This is a genomic window from Cupriavidus gilardii (assembly GCF_013347325.1).
In the GTDB taxonomy this organism is placed as follows: domain Bacteria; phylum Pseudomonadota; class Gammaproteobacteria; order Burkholderiales; family Burkholderiaceae; genus Cupriavidus; species Cupriavidus gilardii.
Genome location: NZ_CP054626.1, coordinates 2,822,156 through 2,833,666 on the forward strand (window position 1 = coordinate 2,822,156; position 11,511 = coordinate 2,833,666).

Annotated in this window: 9 protein-coding genes; 4 read left to right on the forward strand and 5 right to left on the reverse strand. The window is 68.9% G+C overall.

Features of this window, described 5'->3' with window-relative positions:
* Positions 1-39: 39 nt before the first annotated feature.
* Positions 40-873, forward strand: a complete 834-nt coding sequence (locus tag FOB47_RS22920) for an aldo/keto reductase (protein WP_174782175.1) — start codon at positions 40-42, stop codon at positions 871-873.
* A 36-nt stretch (positions 874-909) separates the two neighbouring features.
* On the opposite strand, the gene FOB47_RS22925 is transcribed toward FOB47_RS22920, so the two are convergent.
* Complete coding sequence (locus FOB47_RS22925; RefSeq protein WP_151023216.1) at positions 910-1,398, reverse strand: Lrp/AsnC family transcriptional regulator; 489 nt, start codon at positions 1,396-1,398, stop codon at positions 910-912.
* Between the two features lie 176 nt (positions 1,399-1,574).
* Here FOB47_RS22925 and FOB47_RS22930 point away from each other — a divergent pair, with 176 nt between their 5' ends.
* The gene (locus FOB47_RS22930) at positions 1,575-5,240 is read left to right on the forward strand and encodes an indolepyruvate ferredoxin oxidoreductase family protein (protein ID WP_174782176.1); all 3,666 of its coding nucleotides are present in this window, start codon (positions 1,575-1,577) and stop codon (positions 5,238-5,240) included.
* Positions 5,241-5,272: 32 nt separating this feature from the next.
* On the opposite strand, the gene FOB47_RS22935 is transcribed toward FOB47_RS22930, so the two are convergent.
* Positions 5,273-5,710, reverse strand: a complete 438-nt coding sequence (locus tag FOB47_RS22935) for a hypothetical protein (protein ID WP_053822541.1) — start codon at positions 5,708-5,710, stop codon at positions 5,273-5,275.
* Positions 5,711-5,966: 256 nt separating this feature from the next.
* On the opposite strand from FOB47_RS22935, the gene FOB47_RS22940 reads away from it, so the two are divergent.
* Complete coding sequence (locus FOB47_RS22940) at positions 5,967-6,563, forward strand: BPSL1445 family SYLF domain-containing lipoprotein (RefSeq protein WP_006579078.1); 597 nt, start codon at positions 5,967-5,969, stop codon at positions 6,561-6,563.
* Positions 6,564-6,821: 258 nt separating this feature from the next.
* A complete protein-coding gene (locus tag FOB47_RS22945; RefSeq protein ID WP_151023214.1) occupies positions 6,822-7,721 on the forward strand; it encodes a recombination-associated protein RdgC in 900 nt (299 codons plus the stop codon).
* Positions 7,722-7,788: 67 nt separating this feature from the next.
* Here the strand turns inward: FOB47_RS22945 and FOB47_RS22950 are convergent, their stop codons facing one another.
* The 3 genes from FOB47_RS22950 to FOB47_RS22960 all read right to left on the reverse strand — a co-directional run bounded on the left by FOB47_RS22950 (position 7,789) and on the right by FOB47_RS22960 (position 11,370).
* On the reverse strand, positions 7,789-8,565 hold the full coding sequence (locus tag FOB47_RS22950) for a pentapeptide repeat-containing protein (protein WP_174782177.1): 777 nt from the start codon (positions 8,563-8,565) through the stop codon (positions 7,789-7,791).
* A gap of 189 nt (positions 8,566-8,754) precedes the next feature.
* Complete coding sequence (locus FOB47_RS22955; protein WP_174782178.1) at positions 8,755-10,035, reverse strand: DUF445 domain-containing protein; 1,281 nt, start codon at positions 10,033-10,035, stop codon at positions 8,755-8,757.
* Positions 10,036-10,164: 129 nt separating this feature from the next.
* Complete coding sequence (locus tag FOB47_RS22960) at positions 10,165-11,370, reverse strand: ribonucleotide-diphosphate reductase subunit beta (protein ID WP_023263575.1); 1,206 nt, start codon at positions 11,368-11,370, stop codon at positions 10,165-10,167.
* Between the last annotated feature and the right edge of the window lie 141 nt (positions 11,371-11,511).

Sequence of the window (11,511 nt, forward strand, 5' to 3'; positions counted from 1 at the left end):
ATCGGCAACCCCAACCCCGAACACAAGGAGCGATGCGCCATGAAGGATGTGCTGCTGCCCTGCGGTGAACGCGTGCCGGCCCTCGGCATGGGAACCTGGAATATCGGCGACGATCGTGCCCGCCGCGCCGAGGAGATCGCCACGCTGCGGCTCGGCCTGGACCTCGGCCTGCGGCTGATCGATACCGCCGAGATGTATGGCGAGGGACTGTCGGAGGAGCTGGTCGGCGAGGCGATCGCGGGCCGGCGCGACGAGGTGTTCCTGGTCACCAAGGTCTATCCGCACAACGCCGGACGGCGCGATGCGGTGGCCGCCTGCGAACGCAGCCTGCGGCGGCTGCGCACCGACCGCATCGACCTGTATCTGCTGCATTGGCGCGGCGGCGTGCCGCTGGCCGAAACGATGGAAGCCTTCGTCGCGCTGCAGCAGGCCGGGAAGATCCGCCACTTCGGCGTCAGCAACCTCGACCTCGACGATATGCGCGAGCTGTGGAAGGTACCGGGCGGCGACCGCGTCCAGACCAATCAGCTGCTGTACAACCTGGGCCGCCGCGGCATCGAGTGGGATCTGCTGCCGTGGCTGCGCGAGCGCGGCGTGCCGGTGATGGCCTACTCGCCGATCGAGCAGGCCCGGCTGCTGCGCCACGCCGGCCTGAAGGCGTTCGCCGCGCGCCATGGCATCGCCCCGGCGCAGGCGGCGCTGGCGTGGCTGCTTTCGCGCGAGAACGTGATCGCGATCCCGAAGACGGGCCGGCGCGACGCGCTGCGCGAGAATGCGGCGGCGCTGTCGATCGCGCTCGATGATGCGCAGCTGGCGGAGCTCGATGCCCTGTTTCCGCCGCCGCGCGGCCCGCGTCCGCTGGAGATGCTGTAGCGCTTGCCGGGCAGGCCGCCGGCCGTGTGCCGGCGTTCATGCCCCGGCCTGAACGCCGATCGGCAGCGGCGCCCCGCTCTTGACCTCGCACAGCACGATGCTGGAGCGGATGCCCGTCACGCCGGGCAGCCGGAATATCACGTCGTGCAGGAAGGCATCGTAGGCGCGGATATCCGGCGTCAGCACCTTCAGCAGATAGTCGGCCTGGCCGGTGGTGCGATAGCACTCGACGATCGCCGGGCAGCGGCGCACCGCGGCCTCGAATTCATCGACCACGGTCTCGCTGTGGCGGGTCAGATTGATCTCGGCCAGCACGCAGTTGGACAGGCCCACGCGCTCGCGATCGACCCACACCGTGTAGTTGCGGATCACCCCGCTCTCCTCCATCGCCTTGAGCCGCTTCCAGCAGGGCGTGACCGACAGGCCCACCGCGCCGGCCAGTTGCTGCAGGGACTGGCGCGCGTCGCGCTGCAGTTCGGCAAGGATACGGCGCGAGTACTCGTCGAGAACCTCTTCGTTCTTCATATCGCTCGATATCGAGATGGGTTTTCTCCAATCTAGGCCGTGGCGGCAAAATTGAGAAATCCATTTCTCCGATCGCGTGCCTAACATGGTCTTCAGGACAGGCGCGGCAAGACGGCCGGAACACCGGCCGCGCATGGCTGGCGGAACGCTGGTCATGATGCCGAAAGGAGACCGAGATGGACGCTGCAATGGAAGCCGGCACGCTGCGCACCGACTATCGGCTGGCGGACAACCTGACCGCGCCATCTGGCCAGGTCTTTCTGAGCGGTACGCAGGCGCTGGTCCGCCTGGTGCTGGAGCAGGCCCGGCGCGACCGCGCCGCCGGCCTGGGCACCGCCGGCTTCGTCAGCGGCTACCGCGGCTCGCCGCTCGGCATGGTCGACCAGGCGATGTGGAAGGCCGCGCCGCTGCTCGATGCGGCCGGCGTGCGCTTCCTGCCCGCGATCAACGAAGAACTCGCCGCCACCGCGGTACTGGGCACGCAGCAGGTCGAGGGCGATCCGCAGCGCACCGTCGACGCGGTATTCAGCCTCTGGTACGGCAAGGGCCCCGGCGTCGATCGCGCCGGCGATGCGCTCAAGCATGGCAACGCCTATGGCAGCTCGCCGCACGGCGGGGTGCTGGTGGTCGCCGGCGACGACCATGGCTGCGTGTCGTCGTCGATGTCGCACCAGAGCGATTTCGCGATGCAGGCGTGGTCGATGCCGGTGCTGGCGCCGGCCGACGTCGCCGAATATCTGGAATTCGGGCTCTACGGCTGGGCGCTGTCGCGCTACTCGGGCAACTGGGTCGGCTTCACCGCGCTGTCGGAGACCGTCGAGAGCGCGATGACGGTGGACCTCGATCAGGTCGATGCGCGCGTCGCCTGCTGGCAGGATGCCGACGCGATACGCCGCGCCACTGGCCACGTGCCGCCGCCCGACGGCCTGCACTATCGCTGGCCGGACCTGCCGTCGCCGCGCATCGAACAGCGGCTTGGCGCCAAGCTCGAGGCGGTGCGCGCCTTTGCCCGGGTCAACAGCATCGACCGCATGGTGGTCCAGGCCGACGAAGCGCGCGCGGGCATCGTCACCTGCGGCAAGGCCCATCACGATCTGATGGAAGTGTTCCGGCGCCTGGGCATCTCGACACAGGCGCTGGCCGACGCCGGCATCCGCGTCTACAAGCTGGGGCTCGCCTGTCCGGTCGAGCCGACCCGGCTGCTGGCCTTCGCGCGCGGCCTCGAGGAGATCCTGGTGGTCGAGGAAAAGGGCCCGCTGGTCGAGCGGCAGCTGCAGGCGCTGTTCTATAACGCGCCCGACGGCGTGCGGCCGGCCATCGCCGGCAAGCTCGGCATCGATGGCCGGCCGCTGCTGCCCGAGCGCGAGGAGATGCGGCCGTCGCGGCTGATGCAGCCGGTGGCCGACTGGCTTGCCCGCCTCAGCCGCGGGCTGGACCGGCGCGAGCTGGTGCCGCAGTTCAGCGAGCATCCGCTGCTGTCCAATGCGGCCGACGGCATCCGCCGCCAGCCGTACTTCTGTCCCGGCTGCCCGCACAATACGTCGACCCGCGTACCGGAAGGCTCGCGCGCGCAAGCCGGCATCGGCTGCCATTTCATGGCCAGCTGGATGGACCGCCACACCTCGGGGCTGATCCAGATGGGCGGCGAAGGCGTCGACTGGGTCGCGCACAGCCGCTTCACCGCGGCGCCGCACGTGTTCCAGAACCTCGGCGACGGCACCTACTATCACTCGGGCTATCTGGCGATCCGCCAGGCGGTCGCCGCGCGCACCAACGTGACCTACAAGATCCTGTGCAACGATGCCGTGGCGATGACCGGCGGACAGCCGGTCGACGGCCCGCTCGACGTCGAGGCGATCGCGCGCCAGGTCAGCGCCGAAGGCGTGGCGCGCGTCGCGCTCGTCAGCGACCGCATCGGCGTGCATCGCGGCCGCCACGCCCGCTTTCCGTCCGGCACCACCTTCCATCCGCGCGAGTCGCTCGACGCGGTGCAGCGCGAACTGCGCGAGGTGCCGGGCGTCACCGTGCTGCTGTACGAGCAGACCTGCGCCGCCGAGCTGCGGCGCCGCCGCAAGGTCGGGCGCGCGCCGGCACCGGCGCGCCACGTCTTCATCAACGAGGCGGTCTGCGAGGGCTGCGGCGACTGCAGCGTGCAGTCCAACTGCTTGGCGGTGCAGCCGGTCGAAACCGCGCTGGGGCGCAAGCGGCAGATCGATCAGGCCAGCTGCAATCACGACGAGTCGTGCATCAAGGGCTTCTGCCCGAGCTTCGTCACCGTCGAGGGCGCGGCGCCGCGCCATCCTGTCGGGCACGAGCGCGGCGTGGCGGCGCTGCGCGAGCGGGCCGCCGCATTGCGTGAACCGGCACCGCGGCTCGGCCCCGGCCCCTTCGACATCCTGGTGGCCGGCGTCGGCGGCACCGGCGTGGTCACGGTCGGCGCGCTGATCGCGATGGCGGCGCATCTGGAGCGGCGCGTGGCCAGCGTGCTGGACTTCATGGGCTTCGCGCAGAAAGGCGGATCCGTGCTGTCCTTCGTGCGGCTGGCGCAGGGCCGGCAGTGGCTGAACCAGGCACGCATCGACGCGCAGCAGGCCGACGCGGTGCTGGCCTGCGACCTGGCGGTGGGCGCCTCGCCCGACGTGCTGCAGACGGTCGCGCCGCGGCGCACGCAGATCGTCGCCAATACCCATCCGACCCCGGTCGCCGAATTCCAGCGCAATCCGGATGCCGACCTGCATGCCGACGCGCTGCTGGCCAAGCTGCGCCACGCGACGGGCTCGGGCGGCATCGACACGCTGGACGCGCAGGCGCTCGCCACCGCCTTCCTCGGCGATACCGTGGCCGCCAATATCGTGGTGCTCGGCTTTGCGTGGCAGAAGGGCCTGGTGCCCGTTTCGCTGGCGGCGCTGACGCGCGCGATCGAACTCAATGGCGTCGCGGTGGACGCCAATCTGGAGGCGCTGGCGCTGGGGCGCCTGGCCGCCGGCGATCCTCTCGCGCTGACGCGGCTCGCCGCGGGCGAAGGCAAGCCCGACGGCCTGGCGCTGATCGCGCCCGAGCCCGCGGCAATGTCGGCCACGCCGCTGCCGCAACTGGTGGCCGACCGCGTGGCGCTGCTGACGGCCTACCAGGACGCCGCCTACGCGGCGCGCTATACCGCGCTGGTCGAGGCGGTGCAGGCCGCGGAGAACGCGTTGGGCGAGGCCGGGCGCGAGCGCCGGCTGACCTGGGCCGTGGCCGAGCAGTTCGCGCGGCTGATGGCATACAAGGACGAATACGAGGTCGCGCGGCTGCACAGCGACCCGGCCTTCCGGCAGGCGCTGCGCGAGCGCTTCGACGGCCCGCTGCGGCTGCGCTTCCATCTGGCGCCACCGCTGCTGTCGCGCCCCGGCAAGCATGGCGAGCCGCCGCGCAAGATCGCCTTCGGCGCCTGGCTATGGCCGCTGATGGGATGGCTCGCCAAGGGCAAGCGGCTGCGCGGCACCCGCTTCGATCCGTTCGGCCGGACCGCCGAGCGCCGGCTGGAGCGGCAGTCCATCGCGGACTACGAGGCCCGCATCCGCGCGCTGCTGCCGGCGCTGACCGAAGCGCGGCTGCCGATCGCGGTCGAGATCGCGCAGTTGCCCGCCAAGGTACGCGGCTTCGGCCACATCAAGCTGGCCGCGCATGCCGTCGCCGCGGCGCGGGCGGCCGAGCTGCTGCACCGCTTCGACGCGCAGCGCTATCCGCGCCCGGACAGCACGCATGGCGCCAATGGCGCGGGTCAACTGCGCGGCATTCCAATCCGGCAGGCCGACGCAAAGGCGGACGCAAAAACGGCGCGCACTGGCGCGCCGCATTGAGCGAAGGATCGGGCGGAAGCCGGATCGCCGCCTTACTGGCGGGCGGCGACGGCGCGGTGGTACTCGACGTGGCGCAGCAGATAGGCGCGCACCTTGTCCTCGGTATCGCGGCCCACGCGGTCGGCCGCCTGGCGCGCCGAACGCTTGCCGTGGGCCGACGACATCTGGCCATCCAGATACTCGCGGAACGACGTGCGCACGGCATCGAGCTCGCCGCGGCAGTCCCGCAGCGCATCGTTGACCACGGCCTGGGTCGTGCCGGGCTTGGCCGAGCGGGCTTCGGCCTTCTCGCGCGCGCAGTCGGTGTATTGCTGCCGCTTCTTCTGCCACTCGGGCGGCGGCCCGGAGGCGGCCTGGCTCTCGGCGGCAGCGGCGGTGGCGGCAGCGGCGGCCTGCTGGTCCGAAGGCGCATGCGAGGCGCAGGCGCCGACCAGCAGGATGGCGGGGATCAGGGCAAGGACTTTAGGCATGCCGCATGGTAGCGCCAGCGTTCCGGCAAGGTAACCGCCGGTTACATCGCGTTGCAATGGTGCCGCAGAAAGTGCTTTGTAGGACAGACACCACCCCGCCTGAGTCGGTCGTCCTACAGCAGCCGCCGCGTGCGCTTTGTATATTGCACAAACGGAGGGCAGCGTGATGGCGCGCCATCGCCCGGCGCGACGACCGTCGGCGGGGACGCCATCCTGGTTGGCATCGCAGTGATTGACAGGAACAAAGGAGAACAACATGGAACGTAGGGCATTCCTGAACGCCAGCGCGGGTCTCGGTTTGGCGGTGGCCGGCAGCGGCCTGCTGCTCGGCGCGTGCACCACCACGCGGGATTCGGCCTCTTCCCCGACCGAGAAGGCGACGCGCCGCCGCGAGATCGATTCCGGCGTGCAGAACACGCTGGACCGCCTGTACAGCTCGGTCAACGGCTCGCGCGATCTCGCCTCGCGCGCCCGCGGCATCCTGGTGTTTCCGCGCACGCTGTCGGCCGGCTTCTTCGTGGGCGGCGAATATGGCGATGGCGCGCTGCGCGTGGGCAATACCACCCGCGGCTATTACCGCACCATTTCCGGTTCGCTGGGCTGGCAGATCGGCGCGCAATCGAAGGCGCTGATCTTCATGTTCATGAACCAGCAGGCGCTCGACAAATTCCTCGCCAGCGAAGGCTGGACCGCGGGGGTCGACGCCACCGTCGCGGTAGCCAAGGTCGGCGCCAACGGCGCGCTCGATACCAATACCGTGCAGCAGCCGGTGGTCGGCTTCGCGCTGACCAATGCGGGCCTGATGGCGGGCCTGAGCCTCGAAGGCACCAAGATCACCCGACTGGACCTGTAAGGCTGGCGCTGCAAGGCACCGTTCTGCGGACGCTGCCTTGCAGCAGCTCGCGTCCGCGGCCCTTGGCAGGGGGCCGCGGCGCCTTTTCGTGTCCCGTTTGCGTGTCGTGCCGCGTGTCGTCCCTCGACTCGTCTCTCGGCTCGTCTCTCGGCTCGTCTCGCGTCTGTCGTTACCGCCCGTGTCGCCGCATGCGACATCGGCCGCGCCAAGCCGCTAGAATTCGTCCCTTTCGCCAACTGGCCGAGGTCCCGAATTCTCATGTGGTTCAAGAATCTTCAGCTACACCGCTTCTCCGCCCCCTGGAACAAGGACGCCGACGAGGTCGAGGCCTGCCTCGCCTCGCACGCCTTCTATCCGGGTACCAGCCTCGAAATGCAGACGCAGGGATGGGCCTCGCCGCGCGATAACGGCGCGCTGGTGCACCGCGTGGGCAAGCAGATGCTGCTGACCATGCGCGCCGAGAAGAAGCTGCTGCCGGCCACCGTGGTCAACCAGGTGACCAAGGCGCGCGCGGCCGAGCTCGAGGAGCAGCAAGGCTACAAGCCGGGCCGCAAGCAGTTGCGCGAGCTGAAGGAACAGATCACCGAGGAACTGCTGCCGCGCGCGTTCAGCATCCGGCGCGATACCCGCGTCTGGATCGATCCGGAGCGCGGCTGGCTGGCGATCGACGCGGCCTCGGCGATCAAGGCCGACGAGGTCCGCACGCTGCTGTTCAAGGCGCTGGACCCGCTGCCGCTGACCTCGCTGCAGGTCAACCAGTCGCCGGTGGCGGCGATGACCAGCTGGCTGGCCGACGATGCGGCGCCGGCCGGCTTTACCGTCGATCAGGAAATCGAGCTGCAGGCCAGTGCCGAGAGCAAGGCCACGGTCCGCTATGTCCGCCATCCGCTCGATGCCGAGGAACTGCGCCGCCATATCGCGGCCGGCAAGCGCTGCACGCGGCTGGCGATGACCTGGAACGACCGCGTCTCGTTCGTGCTGACCGACGCGCTGGCGATCAAGCGCGTCGCGCCGCTCGACGTGGTCAAGGAACAGATCGACGGCACCATGAGCGACGAGGACGAGCGCTTCGACGCGGACTTCGCGCTGATGGCCGGCGAGCTGTCGGCCATGCTCGGCGATCTGACCGAGGCGCTCGGCGGCGAACGCCAGGGCTGACGGCGGCTCGTCCGGAAACGATACGGGCCGGCGTCGATGCCGGCCCGGACTTTGACTGCCCCTTCCTTCAGCGGGCCGGATGCCGGTCGGCACGCGCCGGCGCGCACCGTTCCAGCACCGCCTCCACGCCGGTCATGCCGGCAAACAGCGGGTGCACCGACACCAGCGCGCGCAGCTCGGCCGGCAGCATCGCGCGGTCTCGGCGCGCCAGCGCCGCGGCCTGCCGCAGCGCGCCCAGCACCTGCTCCATCAACGCACGCCGCAACTGCGCATGACACGGGTCGATGGTCGCGATCGATTGCAGCGTCAGCGCCAGCACGCTGGGCCGAGCGAGTCGCGCCAGCGTCTCTGCGGCAATCGTGATGTGCGCACCCTCGAGCTGCGCACCGCTGAAATCGGTCCACGCCAGGCTGATCTCGCGCAGCGTCGCCTGCCGCAGATCGGCACCGTGAAAACGCAGGTGCGATACGCCGGCGATCGGCGGATCGGCGCCCGCCAGGTCGGCATGGCTGAAATCGAAGGCCAGCGCCGTCAGCGGCGCCTCGTCTTCCGGCTCCAGCCTCAGGCCGCGCAGCAGGGCGCTGCGCTGCGCGGCAGCCGGCGACCTGGCCCGCGCGGCATCGCCGGCGCGCAGCCCGACCAGACGCCGCGCCAGCTCGAGGAAGCGTTGCCAGCTGCGCTGCCGCGGCGCGGCATCATGGCCCGCTGGCTCGGGCTGGCGCACATCATGAACGGCGAGCTGGATGCCGGCGTTCAGCGGCTTCGTCGACGCCGGAGGGGTCGCGCCGCTCTGCTGCGGCGCGGAGGGTGCGGCAATGCCGCGGTGGATACTGGGAATGGTCATCTCGGCTCTCCCGCTGTGGAATCAGGCTGCTGGGCCAAAGGATCGATTCAACGGTCGGATCGACCGGTGGATCGAATGGCAGCCATTGTTCCCGTGGTGCAGAGGTACGACCATGCGTTAGGGCAGCAGACTATCGGTTTTGGTCTACTCCTTGCGGCGTTGGTGATGCGGGCCTCACGACGATGGGCCTCACAACATTTCGCCGAGGTGCGACACCAGAAATAGCAGGATGCCGATGCAGCAACCGACCGCCGTGCCGCTGATCCGGATGTACTGCAGGTCGGGGCCGATGCTCAGTTCGATCTGCCGCGACATGTCCGTCGCGTCCCAGTTGCGCACCGTGTCGCTGATATGCGATGTCAGGAAGTCGGCGAACCGGGGCGCGGCCGCCGCGGCAAACGACTCGGCGTGGTCGTTGATCGAGCGGCGCAACTCCCGGTCCTCCGACAGCCTCCGGCCGAACCACAGCCCCACGCGTTCGACCTGTTGCTGCAGCTGCGGCGAGCTGGACGCCAGGTCATTCGACAGCCAGTCGCGCAGCGCGGCCCACACGTTCTGCGCATAGTCGGCCAGTTGGGGATTGCGCAGCACGAAGTCCTTGATCTCCTCGCCTTTCCTGACAAACGCCTCGTCGGTCCTGAGCCTGGCGATCAGGCCTTCCAGCGCGTCGTCGAAGGCCGCGCGCAGCTCGTGCGCCGGCATCCGCGCCACCTCGTCGAGAAAGTCGATCACATTGCTGCGCGCCGCCTCGGCGGCCTTGTCGCCCAGCCATTCGGTCGGCAGCACGATCTGCTTCCACTTGTGTTCGCTCTTGAGCCAGCTGACCACGCGCTGCGCGATCAGTTGCTGGGTCTCGGGCCTTCTGAGCAGGCCGATCGCATGCCTGAGCACGGCGTCGAGCAGTTGCTGATGGCTGCCGCCCCGGGTCAGCATCTCGAGAACGGCGCCCACCGCCTGCGAAAAATCGATGCGGCCGATGACGGTACGCGCGGCGTCGTTCAGGAACGCCTGGATGCGCCGGTCATCCACCAGATCGAGCAGCACGCCCATCAGCTCGGCCGAATGCCGGCCGATGCGGCGCGCATTGGCCGGCTCGCTGAACCATGCAGCGAGCCACTGGGCGGGATCGCTGCGCCGGACCAGATCCGTGACGACCTCGGGATTCAGGAACTTGTCGCGGATGAAGGCCGCCAGATTGGCGGCGATGCGCTCCTTGCTCTTCGGGATGACCGCCGTATGCGGGATGGGCAAGCCAAGCGGGCGCCGGAACAGCGCCACGACCGCGAACCAGTCGGCCAGGCCGCCGACCATCGCCGCCTCGGCGCCGGCTCTTGCCAGCCGGACCCAGAACGTCGGGGGCAGGAACAGCGTCGCCACGAACACTGCCGCGGCCGCGCCGACGCATGCCAGCGCCACGCGCTGCATGCGCCCGAGTCCGGCTTCCTTGTCCGCGTTCCGGTCCTGCTGCATGGCGTTGCCACCCCGCTCCGATCGCACCCGCATCCTCCGTCATAAAAAAAGGGGACGTTCCGACCGAAACGTCCCCCTCATTACCGCTGCCTCGCTACCGTCCGGTAACGCAGCGCGAGCCTGGAAATCTCAATCCCAGGACAGCGCACCGCCCGTCTGGTATTCGATCACGCGGGTCTCGAAGAAGTTGCGCTCCTTCTTCAGGTCGATCATCTCGCTCATCCACGGGAACGGGTTTTCCTCGTTCGGGAACAGCGCGTCGAGGCCGATCTGCTGGCAGCGGCGGTTGCAGATGAAGCGCAGATAGCTCTTGAACATCGGCGCGTTCAGGCCCAGCACGCCGCGCGGCATGGTGTCCTCGGCGTAGCGGTATTCGAGGTCGACCGCCTTCCTGAACAGGCCGACGATCTCTTCCTTGAACTCCGCGGTCCACAGATGCGGGTTCTCGAGCTTGATCTGGTTGATCAGGTCGATGCCGAAATTGCAGTGCAGCGACTCGTCGCGCAGGATGTACTGGTACTGCTCGGCCGCGCCGGTCATCTTGTTCTGCCGGCCCATCGCCAGGATCTGCGTGAAGCCGACATAGAAGAACAGGCCTTCCATGATGCAGGCGAACACGATCAGCGACTTCAGCAGCTTCTGGTCGTTCTCCGGCGTGCCGGTCTTGAACGACGGATCGGTCAGCGTGTCGATGAACGGGATCAGGAACTCGTCCTTGTCGCGGATCGACGGCACCTCGTGATAGGCGTTGAAGATCTCGGCCTCGTTCAGCCCCAGCGACTCGACGATGTACTGGTAGGCGTGCGTGTGGATGGCCTCTTCGAAGGCCTGGCGCAGCAGGTACTGGCGGCACTCCGGCGCGGTGATCTGCCGGTAGGTGCCCAGCACGATGTTGTTGGCGGCCAGCGAATCGGCGGTGACGAAGAAGCCCAGGTTGCGCTTGATGATGCGGCGCTCGTCCTCGGTCAGGCCGTTCGGGTCCTTCCACAGCGCGATGTCGCGCGACATGTTGATTTCCTGCGGCATCCAGTGGTTGGCGCAGCCGGCCAGGTACTTCTCCCAGGCCCACTTGTACTTGAACGGCACCAGCTGGTTGACGTCGGTGGCGCCGTTGATCACGCGCTTGTCGGCGGCGTTGACGCGGCGCGTGCTCTGCGCGGCCGCGGCGTTCGGGTTGTTGCCCAGGATGCCGGCGCCCGGCTGCGTCGCAGCGGGCGGCAGCACGCCCTGCTGGTCGGCGGTGGCGGCGCCGACGGCAGGTTGCAGGGCGGGTTGAGGCGCGGGCTGCGGTGCAGCCTGCGGATTGGCTTGAACGTCGTCGTCCCAGCTCAGCATGAGTTTCTCCAAATGGCTCCGCAATGGAGCCCTACGAGTATTCGCTTGAGGGTGTGTCACTTACTCCAGTGACCGGTTACCCATTCCCATTTGTGGGTCTTGTAATCCCATCGCCAATGGGCCTTTACCCACTTGGTGGCA